Here is a 14,105-nt window from a genome sequence, read left to right as displayed (position 1 = left end):
CGTCCAGGCTTCAGGGGCGAACGGCTTCCCGGGCTCTCTTCATAAACTCCGTTTATCACTCCTCCTTATCAATCCCTGAGAACAGAACATACAAGGGGCGAATTCATTCGCCCGCTCGCCAGTGCCAAGGGCGTCTAAAGTCGCCCCGAGTTTTTTCAGACGGCCTCAAAGACCTGGTAGATCCGCGACTCTCTGCAGGCACGGCGATGCGATGCAGGTCAGCAGGATGGGCAAAGCGCCTGATTCGACCCTGAGATCGAGCGCCAGTGCCGTGGCTGCCGGCTCGAGCATTGCCATGAGGTGCTCATGGAGGCCTCCAGCCGGCGGGCCGCTTGGGCTATCAGCGCGGTTTCGGTGCGCCGTGCGTGCCGCCTTGCGCGTAAATGTCTCCACGCCCCTGGGATCGTCCATGGCGCTTTCCGCTCTGGCGGACCTCGTCGTTGGATGCCAGACGGCGGATGTGCCGCTCCGCGCGGTCGAGTTTGCTGCCCAGGAGCCGTTGCGACTTCCGCGCTGGATGGCGCTCATCGCGCAGGCTACGTGCGAGATCGCGGATCTCGCGCTGTTCCGTCCGCAAGATATCAGCCTCGCGTCGCGTCAATGCGCCAGAGTCGACGCCTCGGTCGATTGCCGTCTGCTGTCTGTCGAGGCGCTCGCGGAGGCTGTCGCCGTGCGGTTTCGCCTGCGCGGGCAAGGCGATGATCAGGGCGAGGGTCGAGGCCAAGAGTGCTGTCGTGGAAGCCTTCATGTTGCGTTCTCCGGTGTGTTTTCAGTGAGTGCGAGGACGAAGATACGCGCCTGAGGCTGAACGCTGTCTGAACGCGGCGGAGCTTAGAGGGTGTCCATCAATTGTTTCCCGATGCGAGCGATGCCGCCCGAAATCCCCCCTAGCCCCCCTTTGCCAAAGGGGGGGAAGTTGTTGATGGACGCTTTCTTAGAGGGTGTCCATCAATTGTTTCCCGATGCGAGCGATGCCGCCCGAAATCCCCCCTAGCCCCCCTTTGCGAAAGGGGGGAAGTTGTTGATGGACGCTTTCTTAGGTGGTGTCGCGGGATGAAGGGCTGGTCGCGCCCGAGGTGTAGCTGATGATGGCGGGCGGTGGCTGCGGCATCCACCAGGCGGCGAGCAGGATGAGTACGACGCCGACGATGGAGATCCAGTACCAGCCGGCGAGCTGGGTGGGGCCGTACTTGTAAACCGAGCCGGCGCTGAGCATGAGCTGCCCCTTGTTGGACAGGATCCAGCTGACGCCGACCTGGGGCTGGAACTCGGCGCTGTCTGCCGCCATTGGCTGGCCCAAGGGGGTCGGCGCGCCGGCCTGCTCGGAGAGGTCGAGCCATTGGAGGCCCAGATCCCCGCCGATCCAGAGGCGATCGGCCCCGCCGATGCCGTCGCCTGGCGCAAAGTACATCGCGAGGATGCGTTTGCCGGCGAGTTCTGGGTGCAGTGTTTGCCACCGCTCGCCCGGCTGGGTCTGCCAGAAGAGACCCTGGTCGGTGCCCGCAAGCAGGAGTCCCCCCTTGGTCGTCGTCAGGCTAAAGACGTTGACGCCCTTGGGTAGGCCCAGGCTATTTGGCTGCCAAGGTTGATCTACTCCGCTGCCTGGCGTCGAGAGCACGCCGTCGCCCACGGTGCCGGCGTGGATCCATTCGCCAGTCTCGCCCGATTGTTTGAGCAGACTGTAGATGTTGGCCGCAGGCCCGGGTGTCTGCCAACGACCCTTCGCGAGCAGGCGCACGCCGCTCGGCGTTCCCGCGATCAGCCCCTTGCTCGTTTGGGTCAGGCTGGAGATCCGTCCTTCGAGCGGGGGTGCGCCGACCGGGGCATTGTAGAGGCCGTTCGCCGTTCCGATGGGGGAGCGGCCCGGCGCGCCGAGGATGGCCATCACGGGATTCTCCCCGAGGTAGATGCGCTCCTGCGTCCAGATCCCGCCGTGCAGGCGCCAGATCTCCCCGGTTTGAGTGCCGGCCAGCACATCATCGTCGATGGCCTGGAGCACAGTGACGTGGCTCGCGCGCGGCGGGTCGTTCGGGATCAGATGGGTGCCGCCCGGGAGAAAGGGGCCGGCGATCGCGAGGATGATGCCGAGGAGGGTCAGAGAGATCGCAACAGTCTTACTTTTCTTCATGGTGTCCCTGTCGTTGAAAGAGTCGGTGGCTTGACCTGGCCCGCGCCGGTCACTCGAATGTTAACCCGTTAAGGCCGATCGCGAGACGCGGTGCGGCTTACACCATGGTTGTCGCCTGCGGCGCTGCATCGGAGCACTGCATCGGAGAACACTTGGACTCAGAGCATCTCGAGGAGATCCCGCCAATGTCCGAGGCATGTGCGCGCCTGTTGGGATGCATGGCTAGGAGGGGCCAGGGTGTTGATCATCGGCCCTGGTCGGTTGCGTCGGCACCGCGCAGCCTTGAGGTCCCGCCGACCACAGGCTTGGGCCAAACGACGGTCGAGGCCGGGAACACGCGAGGAGCCGGTCCATCCTGAGTCGGACAGGCTCCGAGAATCCTTGAGGGCGCAAAATGCTTGCAGGTGAGTCAAATTTCGATGAAGCGTCCGACCATCCAAGGCTGTCGGAATCGGAATCGGGATCGAACCGACGATAGCGATCCCGATTCCGATCCCGATGGCATGACTCGTCGGTCTGAGGCGAAGCCTCGCTCGTGATGGCTACTGGAAGTGATGGACGTAGCGCAGGTTGACTCTGGAGCCTTCGGTCCGGTTTTCGGCCCAGGTTTCCCAGTAGACATTGGCGAAGAGATGGTCGTGCTTCGAGAGGTGGTAGACCATGCCGGGGCCGATGCCGAGGACCTGCTCCTTGGTGTCGGACAGGTCATGGCCGTCGAGCTTGTTCTCGGTGATCTGCTTCAAGTAGTAGCCGTTGATGCCGATCCGCAGCCGATTCGGCAGCACCTCGTAGGCGCTCGCGAAATTGAGGTGAATGGCCTGGCCAGCTTGCGAGTCCTTCGCTTCGAGCGGGCTGTAGGGATCGGAATTCTCGGCATTCCAGAGATAGTGCAGGCGCCAGGACAGCGTCCATTTAGGTGCCAGGAAGGCCGTCGCCGCCCAGTAGGGATTGAAGGAGAAGACGTTGCTGCCGGGATTGATCGCGTCGTTATCGTTATAGGACCCGGTCGGCAGCAGCATCTGGAATTCGACCCGTTGGACCAGCTTGGGTCCGTTTGCGCCCATGATGGGATCCCATTGCAGATAGGGGCCAACCAGCAGGTCGCCGAGGTTGCCGCTGTTGGTGGAGAGCGCCAGGTTGTCTTCAGGGGTCAGGTCGAAGCCGACGACGGGCAGCATGACATTCATGCCCCACTTGCCGCCAAAGGCCAACTCTTGGTCCGATTGATAGACCAACTGGGTCAAGCTGATGTTGGCGTCCAGTTGCGCCTTTTCCAGTCCGTTCGGCGTGGGCAGGCGCAGGTCGTTGTTGTCGCCATCCTTGAGCCTGCCGTTGCGATAGAACTGGAAATACTGCTGCACATACCAGCCGGGGCCGGCTGGCGGAGCGCCGTCGAGGAAGCTGGTGAAGCCGAGGTTGACCGCCGGGAGGTCGTAGGCGGACGCCGCTTGGCCGACGACGAGAGCTGCGGTTGCGGCGAGTGTTTTCAGTGGGATGCGTCTCATGATGGCGCCTTTTCTTGTTCACGAATGGGGACCGCGCGCAAACGTAGCACAGTCGTCACCTTCACAAGGCGATCGAGGCTTGCGAAGTCTTGATCGGGATCAGTGATCCGGTTTTGTGCTGGCGGATGCCTTCGAACTGCCGTGAAGCCCGATGAGGTCCGAAAATCATTGGGGTCATGAATTTGTAACCCTGAGGATGTTTTGCACGCTGACTCAAGCCCGATTGACATGCATCAGCGCAAATTTTTGAGCGAGGGTCTTAAATACGCAGGGTTCGCAGAGGCGGGCCCATGTTCCAGCGAGGCATCTGGCTTTCAGGTTTGACTCGCTCGGGCTCGATAGCTGGCAGAGGTGCGTTGTTTGCGGTTTCTGGCTTGGGGCTCTGCGCACTGCCTCGCTGCTCCCTCCGAGCTGTTCTTGCAGTCCGATGCGCGTGCCGCGCTTTCGGGGCTTGCCGTCGTTTTAACAAGCCAAGGAGCGCTCATGCTCGCTGCACTGATTCTGCTGCTCTTGCCACCCGTTGCGATGATTCTGTGGCGTTTCTTGAAGGGTCCGGATGCCCCTAACCGCATCTTGGCGCTCGATACGCTCAGCGTGCTCTTCATCTCCTTGCTGGCCCTGCTGGCGATCTACGAAGGGCGCAGCATCTATCTCGACGTCGCTTTCGTCTTCGCGCTGGTCGGCTTCGCGGGGGTCGTACTCTTTGGTCGCTTCCTCGAGAAGGAGGTCTGAATGGATCTCTTGGGCTATACGCTGATGCTGGGCGGCGTCTTCTTCTTTTGGGTGAGTGGGCTGGGTCTGATCCGGATGCCGGACGTCTTCACCCGCATGCATGCGGGTGCCAAGGCGACGACCATGGGCTCTCTGCTGGTCCTGGTCGGTGCTGCCTGCGTGGTGCCGGAGTGGGCGCCGCGGCTGCTCTTGCTCGCCCTCTTTATTCTGCTCACCAACCCCCTCAGTTCCTCGGTGCTGGCGCGCGCGGCCCATCGCAGCGGGACGCTGGGCGCGCGGCTGGTCCAGGATGCCTATGCAGGTCGCAAGAGCACTGCGGTGAGCCCGCCGCAAGAAGAGGGCGCAGAGGCTCAGGAGGCGCAGTCGTGACCGGGTTGCTTGCACTGCTGCTCTTCGCCTGGATGATCGCGGGGGCCTGGATCGCCATTACGCAGGACGATCTCCTACAGTCCGTGGTTGGCCTGTCACTGGTCAGCCTGGGGGCGGTCGGGCAGTTCTTTCTCCTGCAGGCCCCAGACGTGGCCTTGACCGAGGCGGCGATCGGCGTGGCCGCCGGCAGCTTCGTGCTGCTCATGGGGGTGCGCCAGCTCGGCCGAGACGAAGACAAGGAGCTGAAATGACCGCCGTTCCCTTACGCAAGAGGGTCAGAGTCAAGACGCTGCTGCTCGTCCTGCTGTGCGGCTGGCTGTTTGCGGCGCACCTAGGCGTCCTGCTGCAGTACGGCCTGGACGGCCAGTCCGCGAGTGTCGGTGATGCCTTGCTCGCGCGTAACGCCGAGACGGCCTCGGCCAACGCCGTGACCTCCGTGGTGGTCAGCTACCGCGGCTTCGATACCCTGGGCGAGGTCACCGTGCTCTTTCTCGCCGCAACCGGCATCGGTCTCTTCTTCGGCGGCCATGGGCGCGCCGAGTCGCACCGGCCTGAGCCGCCAATGAGTCCGCCGAACGAGATGATGGTGACCGGAGTCCGTCTCCTCTTCCCCGTCTTGATTCTCTTGGGTGTCTATGTCGTGCTCCATGGCCACCTTTCGCCCGGCGGTGGGTTTCAAGGCGGCGTCATCATCGCAACCGCCTTCTTCTTGCGCATGCTGGCGGATCCCGCCTTCCGTCTCCGTCACGCCCGCATCGGTCTGCTCGAGTCGCTTTCGGGCAGCGGCTTCGTGCTCATGGGGCTCTTGGGGCTGAGCCTGGCCGGGACGGCGACCTTTCTCGGTAACTTTCTACCGCATCCGGTCACGGAGATGGGACGGTTGCTGAGCGCGGGCGTGATTCCGATCATCTACGCTCTGGTTGGGGTCAAGGTCGGCGCCGAGGTCGCGGCCATCTTTGGGGACATGCTGGAGCGGCGCGGTCAGCAGTCACCCGGTCTACTCGGAGACGAGTCAGACACCTAGGTTTTTTTTGCGGTCAGGCAGCCGCTGGACGCTGGCGGCTGCAAGTTGGACGCTCTCGTTGTATGAGGAGTTGTAGGCGATGTTGGCCTTCCTGGATGACCCCAAGGTTCTCCACGGCATCTATGCCCTGGGGGCACTGACGCTCTTCTTTATTGGCCTCTACGGCCTGCTGGCCAAGCGCCATCTGCTGAAAATGCTGATCAGCATCGCGGTGATGGAGCTGTCGGTCTATCTGCTCTTCATCGGGCTCGCGACCTCGCCGGGCGAGACGGCGCCCATCCTGTCCGATGGCCTCACGGCCTTCACTGACATGGCCGATCCCGTGCCCCAGGCGCTGACGCTGACGGCCATCGTCATCGGTCTCGCGGTGCTTGGCCTCGGGGTGAGCCTCGCCATCCAATACCACCGCCTGACCGGCAAGGTCGATGTCGCCAGCATGACCGAGCTGAAGGAACTCTGATGACCCTGCCGCTCACGCCTGTCTGGTTCGTCGCGCTCCCGCTGCTGCTGGCCTTCGCCTCGCCGCTGTGGGTTCGGCTGCGGCTGCTGATGCCCCTCTTGGTCGGCACGCCTGCTGCGCTCCTCTTATTGGCCTTCGTGCTCCTGCCTGAGGTGCGCACTGCGCCCCTGCTGGAGACCATCGTCATCGCCCCGCCTCTGGGGATCCACCTCCAGCTCGACAGTGCGTCTTGGATTCTGGTCGCGCTCATCAGCTTCGCTGGGCTCCTGACGAACGCCTTCATCTGGCTGGCGGACGGCGAGCCCTATCTGCGCGATCGCCGGGCCTTCGTGTTTCTGCTGCTCCTGATCGCCGGATGCAACGGCATGGTGCTGACGGGCGATCTCTTCAATCTCTACGTCTTCCTCGAGATCGCCGGGGTCAGCGCCTATGCACTGAGCGCCCTGCGGCGGGATGCCTCGGCGCTGGAGGCCGGTCTCAAGTACCTCATCATCGGCTCGGTCGCGGCGGTCTTCTTCCTGTTCTCGGTGGTGCTGGTCTACTTGCAGACCGGTCAGCTCAACCTGGCCGCCATTGCCGTCGGCTTCGGCGAGATTCCGGGTCCGATGCAGATCCTCATCGGTCTCTTGATGCTGGTGGGGCTGGGCATCAAGGCCGAGCTCTTTCCCTTCAACTTCTGGGTCCCCGACATCTATCAAGGCAGTCATCCGGCGGTGGCCGGTCTCTACTCGGGTCTCCTGGTGAAGGTCTTCCTCTTCGTGCTCTTCCATCTGGTCTTTCTGCTGCTGGCGGATCCTAAAGTGGTGGGCATCTGGCTCATGGGGCTGGGTGCGGCCACCATGCTGATCGCCGAGGTCGTAGCGCTCCGTCAGGAGGACCTGAGGCGCATGCTGGCCTATTCGTCCCTCGGGCAGATCGGCCTCATCACCTTGGCGCTCGGCTTCGGGGTTGAGGCAACCACGGCCGGCGGGCTCTTTCACATGGTCAACCACACGCTGGTCAAGTTGCTGCTCTTCCTGACCGCCGCGGTCTTGCTGCGCAGCTTCGTTTCGGCACAGCTCGCGGACTTGGCCGGGGCCGGACGCGCCAGACCACTGGCGGCGGCGCTTTTCGTCTTGGGTGCGCTCGCGGTCATGGGGCTGCCGCCCCTGAGCGGCTTCGCGAGCAAGCTTTGGATCCTCAAGGGCTTTGCGGAGGCGGGGGTCTTCTGGCCGGTCGCGCTCATTCTCTTGGCTGCACTCATCGAGGCCGGCTACTACTTCCGCTGGATCAAGGTGCTCTATGACCCGAGCGTGCAGCTCCAGGCCGTGCATCCGGTTGGGCGCTTGGCCTATGCGCCCATGGCGGTCGCTGCCGGGCTCATCATCCTGCTCGGGGTGGCGCCCTTCCTGGTTGACGCCCTCTTTAGCGAGGGGGCTCAGGCCTTGCTCGACCGTGGGGCGACTTTGACTGCCGTACTGGGGGCTGGGTCATGAGCTGGATGCTGAGACTGCTGTTTCTCGCCGTGTCACTCAGCCCTGCCGCCCTGCTGATGGCCTGGGATGCGGATCTGAGCTGGCCCCTGATCGAGGGGGTGCGGCTTAGCCTGACGCTCACGCCGCTGGCGGGATTCTTCTTGGTGCTCCTGGCACTGGTCGCGCCCCTGATTGCCCTGCCGATGCTGCGCCGACCCAGCGACGTGCCGTCGCTGGTCCTCTTTGTCCTGCTGTTGATCGGCATGCAGCTCCTGCTGCTCGCGGGCGACTTCGTGAGCTTTTTCATCGGCTGGGAGGTGATGACCTGGAGCAGCTATCTGCTCCTGTTGCGTTCGCCGCGCACGGATATGGTGACCTCACAGTCCTACATCCTCTTCAACCTGGCCTCGGCCTTTCTCCTCTTGGCCGGGATCCTGGTCTTCTACAGCGTGACGGGCGACTTCCTCATCCGGGCGGCCACAGAGGTCAGTCGGCCGCAGGCGCTGAGTTTGGTGGTCCTCTTCGGGCTTGCCTTTCTCATCAAGGCAGGGACGCTGCCGCTGCATATCTGGATCCCGCGCAGCTACGATCAGGCGCCGGACCTCTTCAGCGCCTTCCTCTCTGGCTCCATCTCCAAGATGGGCGTCTATGGTCTCATTCTGCTGCTGACCCTCTTCCCGGACGCGCTGACGGGGTTTGCGGGCCGTTTCCTGAACGGCCCGGCGGTCGGCTACCTCTTGGCCTGGGTGGGTGTCATCACCTCGATCGTCGCCACCTTCAAGGCGATCTCGCAGGAGGACATGAAGCGTCTGCTGGCCTATTCCTCCATTGCGCAGGTCGGTTACATCACCACCGCGATCGGTGTCGGCAGCTCGCTCGCCTTGGCCGGTGCGCTCTATCTCGCGCTGGTGCATACCTTGGTCAAGGTGCTGCTTTTCATCAGCGTGGCAGGGATTGTGCTGCAGACCGGACAGCGTCGTTTCAACGACCTGGGGCGGCTGATCGAGCGCATGCCCATCTCCTTCTTCGGCGTGCTGATCGGCATCATCGGGCTGGCCGGCATGCCGCCGTTGCCGGGCTTCGCCGCTAAGTATCTGGTCTTCGTCTCCTTGGTCGATGCCCGTTGGTTGCTGCTGCTGGCGGCCATGATCCTGGCTAGCACGGCGGCCTTCATCTACTGCTACAAGCTGGTCTATGCGCCTTTCCTCGGTCACGCGAATTCGCCGGAAGCGCGCGAGGCACGCGAGGCGCCTTGGCCCTACCTGGTGCCCCAGGTGATCCTCATGGGTCTGCTGGTTCTCTTCGGGCTTTTCCCTGGGCTCGCCATCGATGTCCTGATCGATCCGGTGCTGGTCGGTCTGCAGATGGCGCCGATCGGGTCCGAATCCTGGGCCAAGCTCAGCACGGCCTACGGCGGCTACGACGGCGTCGTTCTCATGCTGGTTTTCGGCACGGCCTTCGCGCTGGTGACCGGGCTCTTCCTCTTGCTGCGCGGACGCATGCGCCGCGCCGGCAGCCCCCACGATCTGAGTTTTGCGGGTGAGGTCCCAACCGCCGAGACACCCTTGCACTATGGTGCCGGCATGGGTCGGGAGCTGCGCCGCATCCCGCTGGTCGGCTGGATCCTGCGCCAAGGGACTCAGGGTTTCTATCTTGGCCTGGCGGGGCAGATGCGTGCCGCGGCGGCATTGCTGGGAACCCTCTATGTGGGCCGGCCCCAGACCTGGATCCTGATTGCCGTGGTGGTCTTTGCTCTGAGTCTCGCCGTTCAGGCGATGATGGGAGGCCTCTGATGCACGCCGTTGTCGATTCGCTGGCCATGATCGCGGTCAGCTACGTGATGGGCTTCCTCTTCTATGGTTTCTATCGCCAGCTCAACGCCCGGGTCCAGCGTCGCTGGGGGCCGAGCATCTGGCAGAACTTCTTCGACAATATGAAGTTCTTCTTCAAGTCGGAAACCCTCACGCACGGCCCCATGTTCTTCTTTGGTCCCATGATCATCATGGCTGGGGCCTTCACGACGGTGCTCTTCGTCCCCTTCCTCAAGGACTCGGATTGGCTGCAGGGCTTCTCTCAGTACGGCAACCTCATTCTCATCATCTACTTGCTGGTGGTTGGCCCCCTGGGGAATGCGCTGGCCGTGGGCTCGAGCGGCAATCCCTTCGGTGTCATGGGCGTGACCCGGGGGCTGACCCGGCTCATGGGGCTCGAGGTGCCTTTCTTCCTGGGGCTCGCCTTGGTGATGCTGCAGCATGAGACGACCTCGGTGCACGCCATCATGGCGGCGCAGGACGGCCTGGCAAACTGGGGGCTGGTGACCAACCCCATTGCCTTTTGCGTCATCCTGCTGCCCTTCATCGCCAGTCAGAACGGCTCGCCCTTCGACGTGGTCGGGGCGCCGGTGGAGGTCTATGCCGGACCGCGCGTGGAGTTCGGCGGCCGGCTGCTCGGCGTGCTCATGACCCAGAATATGATGATGTCGATCGCCAAGCTGGTGCTGGTGGTCGACCTCTTCATGGGCGGTGCCACCAACATCCTGGTCCTGATCGGCAAGGCCTTCGCCCTCTTCCTGCTGACCACGGTGGTCAGCATGGTCTTTCCGCGGCTCAAGACCGAGCAGGCGGTGGACTTCTTCTGGAAAGTGCCGCTGGGGCTCGGTGTCCTGGCTGTGATCCTGACCGTCTGGCTACCCTCCTGGAGCGCGTGATGTACCACAAGACCCAATGCGAAGGCTTCCAATGCGAGCAGGCCATGCTCGAAGTTCCGGATGGGGTCGAGGCTGTCCGCGAGGGCGTGCTCGACCGGCTGATCGCCTGGATGCGCCAGAAGAGCCTCTTCGTCCTCGCCTACGGCACCGGCTGCGGCGCCATCGAGATGCGCCCGCTCATGACCAGCCGTTTCGACGCCGAGCGCTTTGGCGTCATCGGCGCGGCGACACCGCGCCAGGCAGACGTGCTCATCATCAGCGGTTATCTGGCGCTCAAGACGCTGCGCCGGGTGATTCGCAGCTATGAGCAGATGCAGGAGCCCAAGTACGTCATCGCGCTCGGCAGCTGCACCATCAACGGCGGTATGTACTGGGACTCCTACAACACCGTGAAGCAGGTGGACCGCTACATCCCGGTCGATATCTATATCAACGGCTGCATGCCCAGGCCCGAGGCCCTGATCGAGGGCTTCGTCGCGCTGCAAGCGCGCATCAAGAACGGCGAGAAGGGCGGCTATCACCACTACCGGGAGAACATCGACTGGTACAAGGCCAACCAGCGCAAGGTGCTGGGCGATCAGGTGCCGCCGGCCTACACCTACGATTGGTATCACGCCGGGGATGTCGCCTGATGCTGGACGCCCTTCTGCCCAAGCTAGCGGGCTTCGAGATTCTGGAGCAGCGCCAACGGCGCCCGGATCAGGCTTTCGTGCGCGTGCCCAAGGCTCAGCTCTTCTCATTGCTCGGCCAGCTTCAACGCCAGCACGCTTTCCCGACCCTGACGACCATCGCTTGCACGGACTGGATGGAGGAGGGCGTCTTCTGCCTGACCTATGTTCTGGAGACGGCCGAGCGCGACCGTTCGCTCGGCGTGCAGGTCCAGATCGGCCGTGACGGCGAGGGCATCGCGACCGCCATTCCGCTGTGGCCCCAGGCGGAGATCTTCGAGCGCGAGCTGCACGAGATGTTCGGCATCCCAGTCGAGGGTCATCCCAGTCTGGTCGACTTCATGCTCGAGGGCTGGACCGACATCCCGCCGATGCGGCGCGAGTTCGATACCCTCGAGTTCGTCGAAACGCACTATGAAATGCGCTCCGGCCGCGAGGACAATCAGGACGTGCGCGAGGCCATTCGCAAGCGCAAGGAGGCCAAGAAGGCCGAGAAGGCTGCGCTGGCCGAGAAAGCCACACTGGCAGAGAAGACGACGCCCACGGCCGCGAAGCCGGAGCCAGGGGAGGGCGGCGCATGAGCGACACCATCAAGATCTTCCATGGTCCGCAGCATCCGGGCGTCACCGGCAACATGAGCATGGAGCTGGACCTGGACGGCGAGACCATCGTCAAGGCCGTGACCCATGTCGGCTATCTGCACCGCGGCTTCGAGAAGCTGATCGAGCGTCGCACCGTCATCCAGGCCTTCACCATCGTCTGCCGCATCTGCGTGCCCGAGCCCGATCCCAACGAGGAGAACTTCGCGCGCGGTGTCGAAGAGCTGATGGGGCTCGAGGTCAGCGAGCGCGCCCAGTACATTCGCGTCATGATCCTGGAGCTGGCGCGCCTGCAGGCCCATCTGCTCTGGCTGGCTGGCCAGGGCGGCTCCATCGGTCACGAGATCGTCCCCCAGTGGGCGGTCGGCGAGCGCGACTACATCCTGGATCTCTTCGAGGCCATCACCGGCGGGCGCGTCTATCACATGTACATCTATCCGGGCGGCGTGAAGCGCGACCTCCCGGAGGATCTGCCGGAGCATTTGACCCAGCTGCTGGATACGCTCGAGGGCCGTCTGCCGGAGTACGACCGTATCTTCTTCGACAATGCCGCCGTCAAGAAACGCCTGCGGGGCGTGGGCGTTGTCGACGCCGATGCGTGCATCCGCAACGGCTACGCTGGCCCCGTGATCCGCGCCTGCGGTATCCCTCGCGATGTTCGGAGAGATGCCCCTTACCTGGTCTACGATCGGCTCGACTTCGACATTCCGACCCAGACCGCCGGTGACGCCTATGCGCGCGCCCTGGTGCGGCGTGCCGAGATGGACCAGAGCATCCGCATCCTACGCCAGGTGCTCGCGCAGCTGCCGGAGGGGCCCATCCAGTGCAAGCTGCCGAAGCACCGCAACCTCAAGGTGCCCAAGGGCGAGACCTTCGTGCAGTCCGAATCTGCGCGCGGCGCCTTCGGCTATTTCATGGCTGGGGACGGGACCCCCTTCCTGCGGCGCCTGCAGGTGCGCGGGCCGTCCATCGTCCATGCCTTCACCCTGCTCGAGCGGCTCCTGGAAGGCGCCCAGCTCGCGGACGTCGCGCTCATCATGAATTCGCTGGGCATCTGCCCGCCGGAGATCGAGCGATGAGCCTCGCTTCCAGGGTGCGAAGCTCCGCCGCCACCGGTTGGCGTCGCTCCAACGTAGGGTGGACGAGCGAGAGCGAAGTCCACCGAGTCTTGCTCCGGCTCCGGCTCCAGCTCCGGCTCCGGTGGACTGCGCTGCGCTTGTCCACCCTAGGATTTTCCCCCACCCCCAACCGCCCCGCGGAGGCCTAATCATGGCTTGGAATCTCGATGTCAAGGGTGTCGTCCACCCCTTCAGTGCCCTCAAACAGGGCTTCAAGCAGCCTCACACGCTCAGCTATCCGGTCGACCGTCGCCCGGAGGTGAACGGCTACCGCGGCTTTCACGTCAATACCCTGAGCACCTGCGTCGGTTGCGGAAACTGCCAGGACATCTGCATGAACGAGGCGATCGACATGGTCGAGCCGCTGTCGCAGGAGGGCATGAACCCCAAGAACGCGAGCGGCCTGATCCCGCGCATCGACTATGGCCGCTGCTGCTGGTGTGGGCTCTGCGCGGATGTGTGCGGTCCGGACTCGCTGCGGCTGGATGGCGACTACGTCTATGTCAGCGCCGATGCGGACAGCTTCCTTTATATGCCGAAGGACCAGTCGGAGCGCTGAGGTTTCGCGGTGGGGGGCTGGCGCAGCCCAGTCCGCCAGCACCATCGGTGGATTTCGCGAGACGCATCCGTCCTATGATCCGCCCCACCATAGGCATGTACCATACTGCCAACTGCCAACTGCCAACTGCCAACTGCCAACTGCCAACTGCCAACTGCCAACTGCCAACTGCCAACTGCCAACTGCCAACTGCCAACTGCCAACTGGAACCTCCAATGCCGCACCGGCTTCAATTAGGCCTGATTCTCTTCATCGTCTGGCTCGGACTCACCAACAGCCTGGATCCACAGGAGTTGGTCGCCGGTCTGCTGGTCTCGGCGGCCGTTGTCTGGTTGGCTGTTCCGGCTCGACCAGCGGGCGCGTCAGACCGGTCGTGGCGGCTACTCCCCTTGCTGGCCTACCTGCCCGTCTTCCTAAAGAATCTGTTTCTGTCGAATATCGACGTCGCCAGGCGCGTGCTTAGCCCCAGCCTGCCGATCAACCCCGGCATCGTGCGGGTCAAGACCCAGCTGAAGGAGCCCTATCAGCGCCTCATCCTGGCCAACAGCATCACGCTGACGCCCGGCACGGTGACGCTGGAGATGGAAGGCGAGGACATGTACGTCCACTGGATCGACGTCAAGGAAACCGACCCGGAGCGCGCCGGGGCGGCGATCAAGGACGAGATGGAAAAGGCGATCGCGCGGATCTAGGCGATCGCTCGGAGCTAAGAAAGCGTCCATCAACAACTTCCCCCCTTTCGCAAAGGGGGGCTAGGGGGGATTTCGGGCGGCATCGCTCGC

Annotated in this window: 16 protein-coding genes; 13 read left to right on the top strand and 3 right to left on the bottom strand. The window is 63.6% G+C overall.

The genetic code is table 11. The features are described 5' to 3' along the window. Positions 1 to 340: 340 nt before the first annotated feature. The 3 genes from G3480_RS21765 to G3480_RS21755 all read right to left on the bottom strand — a co-directional run bounded on the left by G3480_RS21765 (position 341) and on the right by G3480_RS21755 (position 3,633). Positions 341 to 748, bottom strand: a complete 408-nt coding sequence (locus tag G3480_RS21765) for a hypothetical protein (protein WP_164656017.1) — start codon at positions 746 to 748, stop codon at positions 341 to 343. Between the two features lie 288 nt (positions 749 to 1,036). Then, positions 1,037 to 2,128, bottom strand: coding sequence for an ABC transporter substrate-binding protein (locus tag G3480_RS21760; protein WP_164656015.1), 1,092 nt, complete (start codon positions 2,126 to 2,128; stop codon positions 1,037 to 1,039). 542 nt (positions 2,129 to 2,670) lie between these two features. Beyond that, entirely contained in the window at positions 2,671 to 3,633 is a 963-nt protein-coding gene (locus G3480_RS21755; protein WP_164656013.1) for a SphA family protein, read from the bottom strand. A gap of 483 nt (positions 3,634 to 4,116) precedes the next feature. On the opposite strand from G3480_RS21755, the gene G3480_RS21750 reads away from it, so the two are divergent. From G3480_RS21750 to G3480_RS21690, 13 genes are all read left to right on the top strand, one after another. After that, positions 4,117 to 4,365 (top strand): MrpF/PhaF family protein, encoded by a 249-nt coding sequence (locus G3480_RS21750; RefSeq protein WP_164656011.1) that lies wholly within the window; start codon positions 4,117 to 4,119, stop codon positions 4,363 to 4,365. Further along, entirely contained in the window at positions 4,366 to 4,734 is a 369-nt protein-coding gene (gene mnhG / locus G3480_RS21745) for a monovalent cation/H(+) antiporter subunit G (RefSeq protein WP_164656003.1), read from the top strand. Further along, positions 4,731 to 4,985, top strand: coding sequence for a hydrogenase subunit MbhD domain-containing protein (locus tag G3480_RS21740; RefSeq protein ID WP_164656001.1), 255 nt, complete (start codon positions 4,731 to 4,733; stop codon positions 4,983 to 4,985). The genes mnhG and G3480_RS21740 overlap by 4 nt, the downstream gene beginning before the upstream one ends. Next, positions 4,982 to 5,758, top strand: coding sequence for a Na(+)/H(+) antiporter subunit B (locus G3480_RS21735; RefSeq protein ID WP_164656000.1), 777 nt, complete (start codon positions 4,982 to 4,984; stop codon positions 5,756 to 5,758). Before G3480_RS21740 ends, G3480_RS21735 begins: the two co-directional genes overlap by 4 nt. 79 nt (positions 5,759 to 5,837) lie before the next feature. Beyond that, on the top strand, positions 5,838 to 6,218 hold the full coding sequence (locus G3480_RS21730) for a sodium:proton antiporter (protein ID WP_164655998.1): 381 nt from the start codon (positions 5,838 to 5,840) through the stop codon (positions 6,216 to 6,218). Beyond that, positions 6,218 to 7,693, top strand: coding sequence for a complex I subunit 5 family protein (locus tag G3480_RS21725; RefSeq protein WP_164655997.1), 1,476 nt, complete (start codon positions 6,218 to 6,220; stop codon positions 7,691 to 7,693). The genes G3480_RS21730 and G3480_RS21725 overlap by 1 nt, the downstream gene beginning before the upstream one ends. Continuing rightward, positions 7,690 to 9,465 carry a proton-conducting transporter transmembrane domain-containing protein gene (locus G3480_RS21720; RefSeq protein WP_164655995.1) on the top strand — a complete coding sequence of 592 codons (1,776 nt, stop codon included), beginning with the start codon at positions 7,690 to 7,692 and terminating at the stop codon, positions 9,463 to 9,465. The genes G3480_RS21725 and G3480_RS21720 overlap by 4 nt, the downstream gene beginning before the upstream one ends. Next, positions 9,465 to 10,379 (top strand): respiratory chain complex I subunit 1 family protein, encoded by a 915-nt coding sequence (locus G3480_RS21715; RefSeq protein WP_164655993.1) that lies wholly within the window; start codon positions 9,465 to 9,467, stop codon positions 10,377 to 10,379. The genes G3480_RS21720 and G3480_RS21715 overlap by 1 nt, the downstream gene beginning before the upstream one ends. Continuing rightward, positions 10,379 to 11,011: a NuoB/complex I 20 kDa subunit family protein gene (locus G3480_RS21710; protein ID WP_164655991.1), complete on the top strand. Its 633-nt coding sequence runs from the start codon at positions 10,379 to 10,381 to the stop codon at positions 11,009 to 11,011. The genes G3480_RS21715 and G3480_RS21710 overlap by 1 nt, the downstream gene beginning before the upstream one ends. Beyond that, positions 11,011 to 11,628 carry an NADH-quinone oxidoreductase subunit C gene (locus G3480_RS21705; protein WP_164655989.1) on the top strand — a complete coding sequence of 206 codons (618 nt, stop codon included), beginning with the start codon at positions 11,011 to 11,013 and terminating at the stop codon, positions 11,626 to 11,628. The genes G3480_RS21710 and G3480_RS21705 overlap by 1 nt, the downstream gene beginning before the upstream one ends. Next, a complete protein-coding gene (locus tag G3480_RS21700; RefSeq protein WP_164655987.1) occupies positions 11,625 to 12,725 on the top strand; it encodes an NADH-quinone oxidoreductase subunit D in 1,101 nt (366 codons plus the stop codon). Before G3480_RS21705 ends, G3480_RS21700 begins: the two co-directional genes overlap by 4 nt. A gap of 190 nt (positions 12,726 to 12,915) precedes the next feature. Beyond that, positions 12,916 to 13,323, top strand: a complete 408-nt coding sequence (locus tag G3480_RS21695) for a 4Fe-4S dicluster domain-containing protein (RefSeq protein WP_164655985.1) — start codon at positions 12,916 to 12,918, stop codon at positions 13,321 to 13,323. Positions 13,324 to 13,538: 215 nt separating this feature from the next. Next, positions 13,539 to 14,015 carry a Na+/H+ antiporter subunit E gene (locus tag G3480_RS21690; protein ID WP_164655984.1) on the top strand — a complete coding sequence of 159 codons (477 nt, stop codon included), beginning with the start codon at positions 13,539 to 13,541 and terminating at the stop codon, positions 14,013 to 14,015. Positions 14,016 to 14,105 lie beyond the last annotated feature (90 nt).

This window comes from Thiorhodococcus mannitoliphagus, assembly GCF_010915725.1.
Lineage (GTDB): Bacteria > Pseudomonadota > Gammaproteobacteria > Chromatiales > Chromatiaceae > Thiorhodococcus > Thiorhodococcus mannitoliphagus.
The sequence above is the reverse complement of the archived record's forward strand: the minus strand, read 5'-3'. Positions and strand labels throughout refer to the sequence as shown.